Below are 16,448 nucleotides of genomic sequence, written 5' to 3'. Positions count from 1 at the left end.
CGGCGGGGGCGAGAACTCCTCACCGGCAGGTGGCGGGGTGCACCATGTGTGCATGAGCGTGAGCATCGACATCGCGGGGCTGCGGCCGGAGAGGGTCACCGTCGTGCCCTCGCCCCTGGCCGAGCTCGGCATGGCGCTGCACGCGCTGTCCGAGCCGGGGCACCACCCGAAGCTCCAGGGCTGGGTGACGGGCGTGACCGCGCGACTGGACCCGCATCTCGCGGACCGGATGTGCGAGGCCGACTTCCTGTGGCGCACGACGTTCTCGGACCTGTTCCTGCCGAGCGCCGGCATACCGGGCCGCACGACGCTCCCGGGCGGGACCCTCACCGAGGAACTGGACCTGCTGGACAAGCTGTCCGACGAGCAGTTCGTGGACGCCGCCCTGGAGTTCACCTGCGCGCTCCCCTACGGCGCTCCGGGCGCGGGCCCGCTCACCGATGAAGGACTGCGGCGCCGCTCGCTGGAGCTGGCCGCCGCGCGGGGGCCGCGCCAGACGGAGTTCACCGAGCGGCTGCTCGCCGACCCGCCGCGGATCAGGGACTGGCTGCGGCAGTTCCTGCGGGACTGCGACGAGGCGTTCTTCGCCGAGGCGTGGTCCCGGCTGCGGCATCAGCTCGCCGCGGACACCCGTCACAAGACCGACCTGCTCCGGCACAAGGGACTGGCCGAGGCGCTGGCGGCGGTGTCGCCCGCGGTGACGCTCGACGAGACCGCCGGGCGGATCACCGTCGACAAGCTGGGTGAGGGGCGTACGGCCACGGGCGACGGCGGGCTGCTGCTGATCCCGACCAGTCTCGGCTGGCCGCACCTGATGGTGCTGCACCGGTACGGCTGGCAGCCGGTGCTGCACTACCCGGTCGGCTCCGCCGAGCCGGCCGCCCCGCCGACGGTCGAGCAGCTCGCCCTGCGGATGACCGCGCTGTCCCACCCGGTCCGCATGCGCATGTGCCGCCACCTCGCCCGCAGCGCGTACACCACCGGCGAGCTGGTCCAGGTGCACGGCATGACGGCGCCGGAGATATCCCGGCACCTGAGCGTGCTGAAGAAGGCCGGCCTGATCACCACCCGCCGCCGTGGGCGGTACGTACTGCACCAGTTGGACGTGACGGTGGTGGCCCGGCTCGGCAGCGACTTCCTGGAGGGGATCCTGCGCTGACGGCGCGTACGGCGTCCGTCAGTCGAAGCGGATGTGGCGGATGCCCACGCCCGCCTGCCGCAGCCGGGTCCGCAGCCGGCCCTCGTGGTTGGGGCGCAGCTTCAGCCCGGCCAGGACCGCGATGCGGTCCGCCGTCTTCGGCACCGTGGTGTGGTCCGTCCACAGGTGCTCGGCGAACTCCGGCTCGCTCAGCCGCTCCAGGCAGTGGTCGAGCCGCCGCACCGCCCAGCTCTCCCCGCGCGGCCCGTCCTTCGCCCTCGCGTACCGCACGAACTCGCCGATGCGGCGTTCGCGCAGCCTCCGCAGCACCGTCGCGCGCTCGGCGAGGAGGGTGAAGTGGCGCACGTCGTGGCCGAGTTCGCGCAGCCGGCCGACGGTCTCCGCGAAGTGCCCGGCGTCGGTGACGGTCATGGGGGCGATCACCACGCCGTCCTGCTCGGTCAGGGCCAGGTCGAGGACCTCGACGACGCCCTGCCGCCAGGCCCGCAGGTCCTGGAAGTCGCCGCGCAGTCCGGGCGGCAGCATGCGGTGCAGGCCGAACCCGGGGTGCTCCGGGTCGCAGACGACGCTGCCCGGCAGGCGGCGCTGTATCTCGTGTGCGGTCTGTGTCTTGCCGCCCCCGAAGGGGCCGTTGATCCACAGGAGCATGCGCGCACCCTACCGGCGCGCGGCCGTCCGTTCAGCCGTGTCCGCCGGCCCGTACCAGACCCGTCTCGTAGGCGAGGACGACCACCTGCACCCGGTCCCGCAGGCCCAGCTTGGTCAGGATGCGGCCCACGTGGGTCTTCACGGTCGCCTCGGACAGCACCAGCCGGGCCGCGATCTCGCCGTTGGACAGGCCCTGCGCGACCAGCACCATGACCTCCCGCTCGCGCTCGGTGAGGCGCTCCAGCTCCTTGTGCTCGGGCTGCTTGCCCGTGCTGGGCAGCATCGGCGCGAACCGGTCCAGGAGCCGGCGGGTGGTGGACGGGGCGACCACGGCGTCGCCGCTGTGCACCGCGCGGATCGCGGCGAGCAGCTCGCCCGGCGGCACGTCCTTGAGCATGAAGCCGGACGCGCCCGCCTTCAGTCCGGAGAAGGCGTACTCGTCGAGGTCGAAGGTGGTGAGGATCAGCACCTTCGGCGGGTCGGTGTCCGCGCAGATCCGGCGGGTCGTCTCCACGCCGTCGAGCTTGGGCATGCGCACGTCCATCAGCACCACGTCGACGGCGGTGGACCGCAGCACCTCCAGGGCCTCGACGCCGTTGCCCGCCTCCGCCACGACGTCCATGTCCGGCTGGGCGGCGAGCACCATCCGGAACCCGGTGCGCAGCAGCACCTGGTCGTCGACGAGCATCACGCGGATCGTCATCGGGGCCTCTTCCATTCGGTCGTCAAGTCGTCGCGGGGTGTGACAGGTGTCAACAGGGGGCGTGCGCGGGCGTCAATGCGCGGGTTTGAGCGGCAGCAGCACGCTGATGCGGAATCCTCCGCCGGGGCGCGGGCCCGCGTCCAGGGTGCCGCCGACCATGCCGACCCGCTCGCGCATGCCGATCAGGCCGTGGCCCTGCCCGTCGAAGCCGCCCTCCTCGTACAGCTCGTGCGGGGCGCCCTTGCCGTCGTCCTCCACCAGGAGGCCGAGACCGTCGTCGAAGTACACCAGGCGCACGCTGGCGCCCACGTCGGAGCCCCCGTGCTTGCGGGTGTTGGTGAGCGCCTCCTGCACGATGCGGTACGCGGTGAGCTCGACGCCGCTGGGCAGCGGGCGCGGGGTGCCCTCGACCTTGAAGTCCACCGGCAGTCCCGACCCCCGGCACTGCTCGACGAGGTCCTCTATCTGCTGCACGTCGGGCTGCGGCACGTACTCCCCGGCCTCCTGGTGCTCGCCGGTGCGCAGCACGCCCAGCAGGCGGCGCATCTCGGCGAGGGCCTGGCGGCCGGTGGAGGAGATCGTCTCCAGGGCCTTCTTGGCCTGGTCGGGGGCGGCGTCGAGGACGTAGGCGGCGCCGTCGGCCTGCACCACCATCACCGACACGTTGTGCGCGACGACGTCGTGCAGCTCGCGGGCTATCCGGGCGCGTTCGGCGGCGACCGCGACCTTGGCCTGCGCCTCGCGCTCCTTCTCCAGCCGGGCGGCCCGCTCCTCCAGCTGCGCGAAGTACGCGCGGCGGGTGCGGATGGAGTCGCCGAGCACCCAGGCGAGGGCGAACGGCACGGCCTGGAAGATCATTATGGCGATGTTCTGCGCCGTGCCCGCCTCGTGGTCGGGCCAGCGCAACTGCGCCAGCGGAGCCGCGATCAGCGCGGCGGTCAGCGCGAGTCGGGAGGCCCAGCGGGCCCCGACCGCCGCGACCGTGTAGACGATCACCAGCAGGGCGAAGTCGGCGGGCATCGTCGCCACGTCCGCGATCAGCTGCCCCAGGCCCACGGCGAGGGCGAGGACCAGCATCCGTTCGGGCATCCGGCGGCGCAGCGCGACGACCAGCGACAGCAGCAGCATGACGGGCACCGTGAGGGCGGGCAGATCCGTCCCCCGGGCCTCCTCCATGCTCGCTCCGCCGAGCACCGAAATTCCGAAGAGGACCACGGCCCAGAAGCCGTCGACCCACGTCGGGTGTCTGCGGAGGAAGTCATAGAGGCGCTGCACGTAACCCAGCGTAGGGAAGCGAAATGCGTGCAGGGGTCAACCGGAGGGCCGATCCCCGGTCGGCACGTGTACTCCGCAAGGTGGAGGCCCGGCATATCCGCGCGCTTAACCTGGGCCGGTGACGACAGTGACGGCGGGGGTGTGGAACCGGTGACCGCAGGGGCTGTGGAGGGCGGCGGCCCGCGGGGCTGGCGGGCGGCGGCCCAGGACGCCCTGTACGGCCCTGGCGGCTTCTACCGCGGGTCCGGCGCGGGCCCGGCCGGGCACTTCCGTACGTCCGTGCACGCCTCGCCGCTGTTCGCCGGCGCCGTCGCGCGGCTGCTGTGCCGGGTCGACGAGGCGCTGGGACGCCCTGCGGTGCTCGGCTTCGTGGACATGGCGGCCGGGCGGGGCGAGCTGGTCACCGGTGTCCTCGCCGCGCTGCCCGCCGACGTGGCGCCGCGCGTGCGGGCGTACGCCGTCGAGCTCGCCGACCGGCCGGCCGGGCTGGATCACCGGATCGAGTGGCGGGCCGAGCCCCCGCAAGGGATCACTGGGCTGCTCTTCGCCAACGAGTGGCTGGACAACGTGCCCGTGGACGTCGCCGAGGTGGACCCGTCGGGCGTACCGCGGCTGGTGCTGGTGCGGGAGGACGGGACGGAGCGGCTCGGGGAGCCGGTCGCGGGTGCGGCGGCCGAGTGGCTGGCGCGGTGGTGGCCGTTGGGGGCCGAAGAGGGGCTCCGCGCGGAGATCGGGCTGCCGCGGGACCGGGCCTGGGCGTCGGCCGTCGGCACGCTCGCGCGGGGGCTCGCCGTCGCCGTGGACTACGCGCACACGGCCACCGCGCGGCCGCCGTTCGGGACGCTCACGGCGTTCCGGGAGGGGCGGGAGACGACACCCGTGCCGGACGGGTCGTGCGACCTCACCGCGCATGTGGCCCTGGACGCGTGCGCCGCGGCCGGCGCGCTCCCCGGCACGCGCCTGCTGACCCAGCGGGACGCCCTGCGCGCGCTGGGCGTCGGCGGCGCACGCCCTCCGCTCACGCTGGCATCCACCGACCCGGCCGGGTACGTACGCGCCCTCGCGGGCGCCGGGGAAGCCGCCGAACTCACCGCGCCGGGCGGGCTCGGCGACTTCGGGTGGCTGGTGCAGCCGGTGGGGGTCGCGGGGGCCCTGTTCGCCGCGGGGGACCTATTTGTCGATGTCTCCGACGACGAAGAACAGTGACCCGAGGATCGCCACCATGTCCGCGACCAGCGTCCCCGGCAGCAGCTCGGTGAGCGCCTGGATGTTGTTGTACGACGCCGAGCGCAGCTTCAGCCGGTACGGGGTCTTCTCGCCCTTGCTGACCAGGTAGTAGCCGTTGATGCCGAGCGGGTTCTCGGTCCACGCGTACGTGTGCCCCTCGGGCGCCTTGAGCACCTTGGGGAGCCGCTGGTTGACCGGGCCCGGGGGGAGCTCGGCGAGCCGGTCGAGGCAGGCGTCGGCGAGGTCGAGGGCGTTGTGGGTCTGCTCCAGGAGGCACTCGAAACGGGCGAGGCAGTCGCCCTCCGCGCGGGTCACCACCTTCAGGACGTCGCCCAGTTCGCCGTAGGCGAGGTACGGCTCGTCGCGGCGCAGGTCGAAGTCGACGCCGGACGCGCGGGCGATCGGCCCGCTCACCCCGTACGCGTGCACCGCCTGGGGCGACAGCACGCCGACGCCGCGCGTACGGCCGCGGAAGATCTCGTTGCCGAGCACCAGGTCGTCGAAGCGGTCCATGCGGGAGCGCACGTCGGCGACGGCGCCACGCGCGCGTGCGGCCCATCCCGCCGGGAGGTCCTCCTTGAGGCCGCCCACGCGGTTGAACATGTAGTGCATGCGCCCGCCGGAGACCTCCTCCATGACGTGCTGGAGCTCCTCGCGCTCCCGGAAGGCGTAGAAGATCGGGGTGATGCCGCCCAGTTCCAGCGGATAGGAGCCGAGGAACATCAGGTGGTTGAGCACCCGGTTCAGCTCCGCGAGCAGGGTGCGCAGCCACACCGCGCGCTCGGGGACCTCCATGCCGAGCATCCGCTCCACGGCGAGGACCACGCCCAGCTCGTTGGAGAACGCCGACAGCCAGTCGTGACGGTTGGCCAGCATGATGATCTGGCGGTAGTCCCGGGCCTCGAACAACTTCTCCGCGCCCCGGTGCATATAGCCGATCACGGGCTCCGCGCGGACGACGCGCTCGCCGTCCAGGACGAGCTTCAGCCGCAGCACGCCGTGCGTGGACGGGTGCTGGGGCCCGATGTTGAGCACCATGTCGGTGCTCTCCGCCGCGCCGCCGATACCGACCATGGTCTCCGTCGTAGGAGTCATGAACACAGTCTCCCCTACGTACGCTGGGCCCATGGAGACGGGGAGCCCGCACGACACGGGGACCGCGGGAACGGGCAGGCCGGCGGTCCCGGGCGGCGAGGAGCCGGTGTGGTTCGCGCTGCCCCCGGGGCTGCTGAGGATGCGGCGGCTGCTGCTGGTGGTGTGGCTGGGGCTGCTGACCCTGGCCTCCGCGCTGGTGCCGGGGCTGCTGGCCGGGCCCGGCTGGGCCGCCTTCGCGCTGCTGCCGCTGGCCCTGCTGATCTGGGGCTGGGTGCTGCTGGAGCGGAACTGGCGTTCCTGGCGCTACGCGGAGCGCGCCGACGACCTGCTGATCAGCCGGGGTGTCCTGTGGCGCCAGGAGACGGTCGTGCCGTACGGGCGGATGCAACTGGTCGAGGTCACCTCCGGGCCGGTGGAACGGCACTTCGGGCTGTCCAGCGTGCAGCTGCACACGGCCGCCGCGGCGACCGACGCCACCATCCCCGGCCTCGACCCGGCCGAGGCGGAGCGGCTGCGCGACCGGCTCACCGAGCTCGGCGAGGCCCGATCGGCGGGGCTGTGACGGCCCCCGACGTCCACGAGGACGTACGCGGCCGGCCGCCCGTGACCGAGAGGCGGCTGCACCCCGTCACGCCGCTCAGGCGGGCGTGGGCGCCCGTCGCGGTGCTGATCGGGTGGGCGCTGCACGACCCCGACCAGGCGCAGCGCCAGCTGACCCGGCTGACGACGACGCACCTGCTGATCGGTCTCGCCGTACTCATTCCGGCCGCCGCCCTCTACGGCTTTCTGACCTGGTGGTTCACTCGTTTCGCGGTGACCGAGAGCGAGCTGCGCATCCGGACCGGGCTGCTGTTCCGGCGCACCGCGCACATCCGCCTCGAGCGGATCCAGGCCATCGACGTCACCCAGCCGCTGCTCGCGCGGGTGGCGGGCGTGGCGAAGCTCAGACTCGACGTCATAGGCACCGACAAGAAGGACGAACTCGCCTTCCTGGGCGCCGACGAGGCGCGCGCCCTGCGCGCGGAACTCCTCGCGCGGGCGGCGGGTTTCGCTCCGGAGACCGCGCACGAGGTGGGCGAGGCGCCGTCCCGGGAGATGCTGCGGGTGCCGCCGGGCGTCCTCGCCGTCTCCCTTCTGCTGACCGGGGCGACCTGGGGCTGGCTCCTGGTCGCCGCCGTGGTGGTGCCGCTGCTGTGGACGGCCACCCACAGCCTGTGGACGGTGCTCGCCGCGGCCGTGCCGCTGCTCGGCGCCGCGGGCGCGAGCAGTGTGGGCCGGTTCGTCGCCGAGTACGACTGGACGCTGGGCGAGTCGCCCGACGGGCTGCGCATCGACCACGGGCTGCTGGACCGGGCGCACGAGACGGTGCCGCCGGGGCGCGTGCAGACGGTACGGCTGATCGAGCCGCTGCTGTGGCGGCGGCGCGACTGGGTGCGGGTGGAACTGGACGTGGCGGGTTCGTCCAACTCCCTGCTGCTGCCGGTCGCTCCGCGCGAACTCGCCGAATCGGTCGTCGCGCGGGTGCTGCCCGGGGTGAGCGTGCCCCCGCGCGAGGCGCTCTCCCGGCCGCCGCGCCGCGCGCGGTGGTGCGTCCCGTTGTGGTGGCGGGGTTACGGACTCGCCGTCACCGACGCGGTGTTCGCCGCCCGCCACGGGCTGCTGCGGCGCAGCCTGTCCCTGGTGCCGCACGCCAAGGTGCAGAGCGTACGGCTGGTCCAGGGCCCCTGGCAGCGGGCCCGAGGGGTCGCGGACGTCCACGTGGACACCGGTGCGAACAAGTCGGTGACGGCCCGCCTCCGGGACGCCACGGAGGCGGCGGCCCTCCTCCACTCCCAGGCGGAACGCTCCCGCACCGGCCGCAGGGACGCCCGCCCGGACCGCTGGATGGCCTGACCCGCACAGCCGGCGGAACGCCTGCCGGGGCTGCTGAGGCCGACGGCGCACAGGGGGCGGAAGCGACTGCCGGGGGCCACTGAGGCGGCGGCACCCAGGCCCGGGAACACCTGCCGGGGCCGTTGAGACAGACAGCGCAAGGGGTGGGAGCGGGCCTGCCGAGGCTGTTGGGACAGACGGCGCGCAGAGGCCGGAAGCGGGCTCGCCAGGACTGCTGAGGCGACGGCGCAGGCCGCGAGAACGTCCGCCGGGGCCACTGGAGACGGACGGCGTGCGGGGCGGAGGGAAGGACGTGCACCGGCCGTGGGAGCCCGTCCCTGCCGTTGGACGGCATCGCCCGCACCCGCGCGGGCACGGCACGGCCCTCTACCGCACCCCCGCCCGCGAACGCGTCAACCGCACCCGCACGGACACGGCCGCACGGAGGAGCCCGCCCCCGGAGGGACGGGCGCATCGCCCGCACGCGCGTGTGCGCACCGGAACGCCGAACGGGCCCCGCGCGGTGTGCGCGGGGCCCGTTCGGCTGGTGCGGTGGGTCAGGAGACCGCGCTGCGCAGGTCCTCGACGTCGATGTGTTCCGTCTCGTCGTGTGCCGTCAGGTCGATGACCTGGCCGACGCCGCGTTCCCCCTCGTCGGCGGGCTTGAACCGCGCCTCGGCCTCCGCCTTGTGCAGCGCGAGCGCCTCCTGGCCGACCACGTCGGCCAGGTCCTCGTTCTGGACGGTGTCCAGGGCGGCGCCGTCCGTGTCCTTCTTCGTCCCGAAGAAGTCGAAGCCCCCCTCGGACACCGGCTGCCGTACCGGTGCGGTCGGCGGTACGACCGCCACCGCCGTCGGCACGGTGAAGTGCCCGGAGGGCTGCCGCGCGGGCGGGGCCAAAGGAGCGGCCGGCGCGGGGGAGTCGGCGGTCGTACGCCCGTGCTCGTCGACCGCCTCGCTCCGCCCCTCGGCCTCGGGCTCGTCCTCCTGCGCCTGTTCCCGTCCGGACCGCTTCGTGGGCTCGGGGCCGTCGTCCTCGGGGCCCTCGGAGGCGTCGTCGCCCTTCGGGGAGCCGTCGTCCTTCGGCGTGTCACCGGTCCGGGCGTCGTCGTCGGCCTGCCCGGCCGACCCGTCGGCCCGTACGTCCACGTCCGTGTCGGCACCGTCCTCCACGGCGTCGGCGTCCGCGTCCGCGGCGGCGGCGAGCCGCGCCAGTGCCGCGTCGGCGCGCAGGAACAGCTTCGACCCCTCCGGCGAGAAGACGGACGGAGCCGCCGGCGTCTCCTCGGCGACGGCCTCGTCCCGCTCCACCGTCCCGGGCCCCGCCTGCTCCGGCACCTCCGCGTCGCCGGGCGCCGCCGACGGTCCCGCCGGCAGCGCGCGGACCGGAACCGCGGCCTCTATCTCGAGCACCCGGCGTTCCTCCAGGACGCTCGCCCGGTCGACCTCCGACGCGGCGTACCGCCGCAGCAGAGCCGCGTGCTCGTTGCGCAGCCCGGTGAGTTCCGCGCGCTTGGCGCGCAACCGCTGCTCCAGTTTCGCCCGCAGCTCGCGCGACTCCTCGAGGTCGGACTCCAGTTCGGCGACCCGCTCCTCGAAACGCCATTCGTCGCTCGCACGCGCGCGCGTGAGATCGGCGACGCGTTTGCCCGCCTGGGCGTCCCAGTGCCGCATGACGGCGGCGCCGACGACCGCCGTGACCGCGGCGGCCGCGGCCAGGACACGAAGCACCATCGGTTGCGTGAAAACCCAGGGCCCCAGGGCGCAGACGACGGACACGCCTGCGATCGCCGACGGGGGCAGCATCCTGTGCAGAGGCGGGGAATGACGGTGACGTCCACGTGGCATGGCCAGAAACTTACCGCGCGTAGGCGAATGATGGTGCCCCGCCCCGTAAAAACAAAGCCGCACCGAGGATTTCACAGGGCATCAGGGAACGCGCGACACACGTGAATAGACGTATTGCCCAATTATCAAGATCGTTTATTGCCCCGTGAACCGCCCGCCGAACTCCGCCCGGCGAACTCCGCGTATCCCGACCGCTTTGCCGGGCAGCCGCCCGCACACCGTCGCCGAGCCGCCGAGCCGCCGAGCCGCCTCCACGGCACCCCACGGGCCCCGGACGCCCCACCCGGCCCGAGGCGTGCCCCGGCCCCTCGCGGGCCTACGCTGAACATATGAGCAACCACAGCGGACGCCGCCAGGTCGCGGGCCTTCCTCACTGGGACCGCTGCGCGGTCATGGGAGTCGTGAACGTCACCCCCGACTCCTTCTCCGACGGCGGCCGCTGGTTCGACACGACGACCGCCGTCAAGCACGGCCTCGACCTGGTGGCCCAGGGCGCCGACCTGGTCGACGTCGGCGGCGAGTCCACCCGGCCCGGCGCCACCCGCGTCGACGAGGCCGAGGAGCTCAAGCGCGTCATCCCCGTGGTCCGCGGCCTCGCCGCCGAGGGCGTCACCATATCCGTCGACACCATGCGCGCCTCCGTCGCCGAACAGTCCCTCGCGGCCGGTGCCGCCCTGGTCAACGACGTCAGCGGCGGACTCGCCGATCCGGCCATGATCCCCGTCGTCGCCGCCGCCGGCGCCCCCTTCGTCGTCATGCACTGGCGCGGCTTCCTGGAGGGCGGCAACATCGAGGGCGTGTACACCGACGTGGTCACGGAGGTCGCCGGGGAACTGCACGCGCGCGTGGAGGCCGTCCTGGAAGGCGGGATCGCCGCCGACCGCGTGATCGTCGATCCCGGACTCGGCTTCTCCAAGGGCGCCGACCACGACCTGGCCCTCCTCGCCCGCCTCGACCGCGTCCTGGCCCTCGGCCACCCGGTGCTCGTCGCCGCCTCCCGCAAGCGGTTCCTCGGCCGTGTCCTGGCCGGTCCGGACGGCGCGGCCCCGCCCGCGCGGGAGCGCGACGCCGCCACCGCCGCCGTCTCCGCCCTCGCCGCGCAGGCCGGCGCCTGGGCGGTCCGCGTGCACGAGGTACGCGCCACCGCGGACGCCGTACGGGTCACCCGCGCCATAGCGCAGGCGCGCACGGCGGACACCACACCCCCCGAACCCGGCGCGCACGGCGCAGAAGGAGCCCGGTGAGCGCACCCCACACCGACGTCGAGCACGTCGAGGCCGCCAACACCGCCTTCTACGAGGCGCTCGAAAGGGGTGACTTCGAGGAGGTCGCGTCGCTCTGGCTGACCCCCGGCGACCTCGGCGTCGACGAGTCGTACCACGACCCCGCGGACACCGGCGTGGTCTCCTGCGTGCACCCCGGCTGGCCCGTGCTCACCGGGCGCGGCGAGGTGCTCAGGTCGTACGCCCTGATCATGGCGAACACCGACTACATCCAGTTCTTCCTCACCGACACGCACGTCTCCGTCACCGGCGACACCGCCCTGGTGACGTGCACCGAGAACATCCTCAGCGGCGGCCCCGCCCCCGAGGCCGGCGAGGAGCTCGGCCCCCTGGTCGGCCAGCTCGTCGTCGCCACCAACGTGTTCCGGCGCACCCCGTCCGGCTGGAAGCTCTGGTCCCACCACGCCTCCCCGGTCCTCGCCGAGGAGGAGGACGCCGAGGACGACGACACCCCGGCCTGAGCGGGTAGACGGACCTCATGGCCCGTCGTCCCCTCCCCGGAAGTGGCGGGAATCACGACGGGGCGGGCGGGGGCGGCCACCGTCCCGTGAGCCCCCGGCCTCCCCAGGGGAAACGGACGGTGAAATCCCCTGCCACCGGCCCGTCCCCGCACCCCCGGGTCACCGGTGCTGTCGGTGCCCGCGGGTAGATTCGAGTGCAGGCCGGTGTGCCGTCCGCACAGGCACCGACCGGCCGGACCGACGACTGCAGGAGTGATTCGTGTGGATCGTGTCGCGCTGCGCGGCCTGAAGGCCCGCGGGCACCACGGTGTGTTCCCCAAGGAACGCGAAGACGGCCAGACCTTCATCGTGGACCTCGTCCTCGGCCTGGACACCCGGTCGGCCGCGGCCGACGACGACCTGACGAAGACCGTGCACTACGGCATCGTGGCCGAGGAGGTCGTGGCGGTCGTCCAGGGCGAGCCGCTCAACCTCATCGAGACGCTCGCCGAGCACATCGCCCAGGTCTGTCTGAAGCACGACCTGGTGCAGGAGGTCGAGGTGTGCGTCCACAAACCGGACGCGCCGATCACCGTGCCCTTCGACGACGTGACCGTCACCATCACCCGGAGCCGCGTATGACCAGGCCGTCCACCCAGGGCCAGACCGACCCGACCGTTCAGCCCGTCCCCGCCTCCGTGGTCGAGCGGGTCGACGCCGCCGACACCACCCTGCACAATCCGAAACGGGCCGTGGTCTCCCTCGGCGCCAACCTCGGCAACCGTCTGGAGACCCTCCAGGGGGCCGTCGACGCCCTGGAGGACACCCCGGGCATCCGGGTCAAGGCCGTCTCCCCCGTGTACGAGACGGAGCCGTGGGGCGTCGAGCCCGGCAGCCAGCCCTCGTACTTCAACGCGGTCGTGGTGCTGAAGACCACCCTGCCCCCGTCCTCCCTGCTGGAGCGGGCGCACGCGGTCGAGGAGGCCTTCCACCGGGTCCGGGACGAGCGCTGGGGCCCGCGCACCCTGGACGTGGACATCGTCTCGTACGCGGATCTCCACTCCGACGACCCTCAGCTCACGCTCCCGCACCCGCGCGCCCACGAGCGCGCCTTCGTGCTCGCCCCCTGGCACGACGTCGACCCCGAGGCGGAGCTGCCCGGCCGCGGCCCGGTCACCGATCTCCTCGCCGCGGTCACCCGTGAGGGCGTCACACCCCGCGCGGACCTGGAACTCCGGCTGCCGGAGTAGCCGTTAAGGTCGACACGACCACATTCCGGGGCACCGTCCGGGGGAACGCGAAGGGACACCGTGAAAGAGCTGCGCATCAGGGTGCTGGCAGGCGTCTTCGTCGTGGCCGGGATCCTGTCCTGGGCCGGCGCCCGCCTCTGGAACTCCTTGGGCACCCTTCCGAGCGTGCCCGTGGCCGCGCCCATCGTCCTCGCCCTGATCGCGGTGGTCCTCGCGGCCACCGCGCTGTCCATCCGCGCCCGCCTCAAGGCCCAGCGCGAGCGGCAGGCCGACGCCAAGGGCGTCGACCCCCTGATGGCCGCCCGCGCGGTCGTGTTCGGGCAGGCCAGCGCCCTGGTGGCCGCGCTCGTCGCCGGCATGTACGGCGGCACGGGCGTCTTCCTGCTGGAGTCCCTGGACGTCCCCGCCCGCCGTGACCAGGCCATCTACGCCGGCTTCTCGGTCCTGGCGGGCATCGGCGTCATAGCGGCGGCCATCTTCCTGGAGCGTGTCTGCAAGCTCCCGGAGGACGACGACACGAACGGCCCGGGCACGGCACCGGCGGCCTGAGGCACACCCGCACCGGCCTGGGCCTCAGCGCACCCGCATCGACACGGAGCCTCAAGCACACCCGCGTCGACCCGGGGTCTCAGCCCGCCCTCGTCAGCCCAGAGCCTCAGGCCCGTCCACGTCGGCGCGTGGCGTGTGTCGCGTCAGCGCGCCATGATCAGGCTCATCGCCTCGTTGCGCGTCGTCGCGTCCCGCAGCTGGCCTCGCACGGCCGAGGTGAGGGTCTTCGCGCCGGGCTTGCGGATGCCCCGCATCGACATGCACATGTGCTCGCACTCCACGACCACGATCACCCCGCGCGGCTCCAGGATGTCCATCAGGGAGTCCGCGATCTGCGTGGTGAGTCGTTCCTGCACCTGCGGGCGGCGGGCGTAGACGTCCACCAGCCGGGCCAGCTTGGACAATCCCGTGATCTTGCCGCTGGTGGCCGGGATGTACCCGACGTGCGCCACACCCCGGAACGGCACCAGGTGGTGCTCGCAGGTCGAGTACACCTCGATGTCCTTGACCAGCACCATCTCGTCGTGACCGAGGTCGAACGTCGTCGTCAGCACGTCCTCGGGCTTCTGCCACAGCCCCGCGAATATCTCCCGGTACGCCCGCGCCACCCGCGCCGGAGTCTCCAGCAGACCCTCCCGGTCCGGGTCCTCGCCGACCGCGATCAGGAGTTCGCGTACGGCGTTCTGGGCCCGCTTCTCGTCGAACTCGCCGATGGTGGCCATGCCGTCCAGCGTCACGGGGTCGGTCATGTGGATGCCTCGTTCCTGTGCCTTCACGCGTGGGGGCACGCGTCTCAACTGCGGGTACGCAAAATGCCGCGCCCCCCAGGCTAGAACCAGGGGGGCACGGCATCCATTCCGGGCCCGGTGGGACCACCGGGGGCCTCGGGATCAGCTCTCGGGGCGTTCCTCCGGGGTCCGCTCCGGCGCCGGGGCGGGGTCCGCCGCGGTGCTCTTGGCGGTGGTGATGGCCGGCGTCGCGCCGTTCGTCCCGTTCGTCAGGGCCAGCTCCTTGGGGGAGAGGACCGGCGGGCGGGTGGACGGCGTACGGCGGGAGGAGCCGGTCCAGGCGGGCCTGGGCGGACGCTTGACGATCGGCGCGAAGATCTCGGCGATCTCCTCCTTGCCCAGCGTCTCCCGCTCCAGGAGGGCCAGGACCAGGTTGTCGAGGACGTCACGGTTCTCGACGAGGATCTCCCACGCCTCGTTGTGCGCGGTCTCGATGAGCTTCTTGACCTCTTCGTCGACCAGCGCGGCGACCTCTTCCGAGTAGTCGCGCTGGTGAGCCATCTCACGTCCGAGGAACGGCTCGGAGTTGTCGCCGCCGAACTTGATGGCGCCGAGCCGCTCGGTCATGCCGTACTGCGTGACCATCGCACGGGCCACACCGGTGGCCTTCTCGATGTCGTTGGCGGCACCGGTGGTCGGGTCGTGGAAGACGAGTTCCTCGGCCGCACGGCCGCCCAGCATGTAGGCGAGCTGGTCCAGCATCTCGTTGCGCGTGGTCGAGTACTTGTCCTCGTCCGGGAGCACCATCGTGTAGCCGAGGGCGCGGCCCCGGGAGAGGATCGTGATCTTGTGGACGGGGTCGGAGTTCGGGGAGGCCGCCGCCACCAGGGCGTGTCCGCCCTCGTGGTACGCGGTGATCTTCTTCTCCTTGTCCGACATGATCCGGGTCCGCTTCTGCGGGCCCGCGACCACACGGTCGATCGCCTCGTCCAGCATCTTGTTGTCGATCAGCTTCTGATCGCTGCGCGCGGTCAGCAGCGCGGCCTCGTTCAGCACGTTGGCCAGGTCGGCACCGGTCATGCCGGGGGTGCGGCGGGCGACGGCCGACAGGTCGACGTCCGGGGCGACCGGCTTGCCCTTCTGGTGCACCTTGAGGATCTCGAGGCGGCCCTGCATGTCCGGGCGGTCGACCGCGATCTGGCGGTCGAAGCGGCCGGGACGCAGCAGCGCCGGGTCGAGGATGTCGGGCCGGTTCGTCGCGGCGATGAGGATCACGCCGCCCTTGACGTCGAAGCCGTCCATCTCGACGAGGAGCTGGTTCAGGGTCTGCTCACGCTCGTCGTGCCCACCGCCGAGGCCGGCGCCGCGGTGGCGGCCGACCGCGTCGATCTCGTCGACGAAGACGATCGCGGGAGCGTTGGCCTTGGCCTGCTCGAACAGGTCACGGACCCGGGAGGCACCGACACCGACGAACATCTCGACGAAGTCGGAACCGGAGATCGAGTAGAACGGCACACCGGCCTCGCCCGCGACGGCACGCGCGAGCAGGGTCTTACCGGTACCGGGCGGGCCGTAGAGCAGGACGCCCTTGGGGATCTTCGCCCCGACGGCCTGGAACTTCGCCGGCTCCTGCAGGAACTCCTTGATCTCGTGGAGCTCCTCCACCGCCTCGTCCGATCCCGCGACGTCGGAGAACGTCGTCTTCGGGGTGTCCTTGGTGATGAGCTTCGCCTTGGACTTGCCGAAGTTCATGACGCGGGAGCCGCCGCCCTGCATCTGATTCATCAGGAACAGGAAGACGACCACGATGAGGACGAAGGGCAGCAACGACAGCAGAATGCTCACGAACGCGTTCTGCTTGGACGGCGAGACCGTGTAGCCGTCCGGGATCTGATCGTTCTGGAATTTGTCCTGCAGCGTGCTGGCGATGGTGACGCCCTGGTCGCCGATGTAGCTCGCCTGGATCTTCGAGCTGTCCTTGACCTCGGCGCCGTCCTTGAGCTGGACCTTGATCATCTGCTCGTCGCCGGTGGTCAGCTTGGCCGACTCGACCTTGTTCTCATTGATCGCCTGGACGACCTCGCCGGTGTCCACCGTCTTGTAGCCGCCGGACGAGCCGACGACCTGCATCAACACGACCACGGCGAGGACGGCCAGCACGATCCACATGACCGGCCCACGGAAGTATCGCTTCACGTCCATCCATACGGAGCGGTGCCGCCCCGTCCCTCCTGCCATAGTGAGTTTGATAAAGGCTGTTCTTCGGACGGTACCCCAGCTTTGTCCCCCGAAGCTGCGGGGGACAGCCGGCAATCGCGTCCACGCATGCTCCAACGCCGCGGAGCCCGCCGGGGTTCCCGATCATGCACGGC

The 16,448-nt window shown here is 72.5% G+C and carries 16 protein-coding genes; 9 read left to right on the top strand and 7 right to left on the bottom strand.

What is annotated here, in order from left to right:
- Positions 1–52 precede the first annotated feature (52 nt).
- Positions 53–1,159, top strand: coding sequence for a DUF5937 family protein (locus ACZ62B_RS37240; RefSeq protein ID WP_468890279.1), 1,107 nt, complete (start codon positions 53–55; stop codon positions 1,157–1,159).
- An 18-nt stretch (positions 1,160–1,177) separates the two neighbouring features.
- Here the strand turns inward: ACZ62B_RS37240 and ACZ62B_RS37235 are convergent, their stop codons facing one another.
- From ACZ62B_RS37235 to ACZ62B_RS37225, 3 genes are all read right to left on the bottom strand, one after another.
- Positions 1,178–1,807: an AAA family ATPase gene (locus tag ACZ62B_RS37235; protein ID WP_344567242.1), complete on the bottom strand. Its 630-nt coding sequence runs from the start codon at positions 1,805–1,807 to the stop codon at positions 1,178–1,180.
- A gap of 31 nt (positions 1,808–1,838) precedes the next feature.
- A complete protein-coding gene (locus ACZ62B_RS37230; protein ID WP_073936742.1) occupies positions 1,839–2,510 on the bottom strand; it encodes a response regulator in 672 nt (223 codons plus the stop codon).
- Positions 2,511–2,582: 72 nt separating this feature from the next.
- Positions 2,583–3,785 carry a sensor histidine kinase gene (locus ACZ62B_RS37225; RefSeq protein ID WP_468890282.1) on the bottom strand — a complete coding sequence of 401 codons (1,203 nt, stop codon included), beginning with the start codon at positions 3,783–3,785 and terminating at the stop codon, positions 2,583–2,585.
- A gap of 150 nt (positions 3,786–3,935) precedes the next feature.
- On the opposite strand from ACZ62B_RS37225, the gene ACZ62B_RS37220 reads away from it, so the two are divergent.
- Positions 3,936–4,991 (top strand): SAM-dependent methyltransferase, encoded by a 1,056-nt coding sequence (locus ACZ62B_RS37220; RefSeq protein WP_469693773.1) that lies wholly within the window; start codon positions 3,936–3,938, stop codon positions 4,989–4,991.
- On the opposite strand, the gene ACZ62B_RS37215 is transcribed toward ACZ62B_RS37220, so the two are convergent.
- The gene (locus ACZ62B_RS37215) at positions 4,956–6,107 is read right to left on the bottom strand and encodes an NADH-quinone oxidoreductase subunit D (RefSeq protein WP_344567249.1); all 1,152 of its coding nucleotides are present in this window, start codon (positions 6,105–6,107) and stop codon (positions 4,956–4,958) included. The genes ACZ62B_RS37220 and ACZ62B_RS37215 overlap by 36 nt on opposite strands.
- A gap of 31 nt (positions 6,108–6,138) precedes the next feature.
- Here ACZ62B_RS37215 and ACZ62B_RS37210 point away from each other — a divergent pair, with 31 nt between their 5' ends.
- A complete protein-coding gene (locus ACZ62B_RS37210; protein WP_468721816.1) occupies positions 6,139–6,669 on the top strand; it encodes a PH domain-containing protein in 531 nt (176 codons plus the stop codon).
- Positions 6,666–8,000, top strand: a complete 1,335-nt coding sequence (locus tag ACZ62B_RS37205) for a PH domain-containing protein (RefSeq protein ID WP_344567253.1) — start codon at positions 6,666–6,668, stop codon at positions 7,998–8,000. Before ACZ62B_RS37210 ends, ACZ62B_RS37205 begins: the two co-directional genes overlap by 4 nt.
- A gap of 536 nt (positions 8,001–8,536) precedes the next feature.
- Here ACZ62B_RS37205 and ACZ62B_RS37200 read toward each other — a convergent pair.
- A complete protein-coding gene (locus ACZ62B_RS37200) occupies positions 8,537–9,784 on the bottom strand; it encodes a hypothetical protein (RefSeq protein ID WP_469693770.1) in 1,248 nt (415 codons plus the stop codon).
- Positions 9,785–10,155: 371 nt separating this feature from the next.
- Between ACZ62B_RS37200 and folP the strand changes: the two genes are divergently transcribed.
- The 5 genes from folP (at position 10,156) to ACZ62B_RS37175 (ending at position 13,348) form a co-directional block, all read left to right on the top strand.
- The gene (gene folP / locus ACZ62B_RS37195; RefSeq protein WP_344567255.1) at positions 10,156–11,070 is read left to right on the top strand and encodes a dihydropteroate synthase; all 915 of its coding nucleotides are present in this window, start codon (positions 10,156–10,158) and stop codon (positions 11,068–11,070) included.
- The gene (locus ACZ62B_RS37190) at positions 11,067–11,570 is read left to right on the top strand and encodes a nuclear transport factor 2 family protein (protein ID WP_344567257.1); all 504 of its coding nucleotides are present in this window, start codon (positions 11,067–11,069) and stop codon (positions 11,568–11,570) included. Before folP ends, ACZ62B_RS37190 begins: the two co-directional genes overlap by 4 nt.
- Positions 11,571–11,831: 261 nt before the next feature.
- Positions 11,832–12,191 carry a dihydroneopterin aldolase gene (folB, locus tag ACZ62B_RS37185; RefSeq protein ID WP_468890289.1) on the top strand — a complete coding sequence of 120 codons (360 nt, stop codon included), beginning with the start codon at positions 11,832–11,834 and terminating at the stop codon, positions 12,189–12,191.
- Positions 12,188–12,799, top strand: coding sequence for a 2-amino-4-hydroxy-6-hydroxymethyldihydropteridine diphosphokinase (gene folK, locus ACZ62B_RS37180; protein WP_344567261.1), 612 nt, complete (start codon positions 12,188–12,190; stop codon positions 12,797–12,799). The genes folB and folK overlap by 4 nt, the downstream gene beginning before the upstream one ends.
- Positions 12,800–12,859: 60 nt before the next feature.
- On the top strand, positions 12,860–13,348 hold the full coding sequence (locus ACZ62B_RS37175) for a DUF3180 domain-containing protein (protein ID WP_383461565.1): 489 nt from the start codon (positions 12,860–12,862) through the stop codon (positions 13,346–13,348).
- 143 nt (positions 13,349–13,491) lie between these two features.
- Here the strand turns inward: ACZ62B_RS37175 and folE are convergent, their stop codons facing one another.
- Together folE and ftsH are read right to left on the bottom strand one after the other, a co-directional pair.
- Positions 13,492–14,097 carry a GTP cyclohydrolase I FolE gene (folE, locus tag ACZ62B_RS37170; protein ID WP_344567265.1) on the bottom strand — a complete coding sequence of 202 codons (606 nt, stop codon included), beginning with the start codon at positions 14,095–14,097 and terminating at the stop codon, positions 13,492–13,494.
- A gap of 141 nt (positions 14,098–14,238) precedes the next feature.
- Positions 14,239–16,278 (bottom strand): ATP-dependent zinc metalloprotease FtsH, encoded by a 2,040-nt coding sequence (gene ftsH, locus ACZ62B_RS37165; RefSeq protein WP_344567409.1) that lies wholly within the window; start codon positions 16,276–16,278, stop codon positions 14,239–14,241.
- Positions 16,279–16,448: the final 170 nt, after the last annotated feature.

The organism is Streptomyces sp. NPDC053426, from assembly GCF_055585405.1.
Note: the sequence above shows the minus strand (reverse complement) of the source record. Positions and strands in the feature narration are given on the sequence as shown.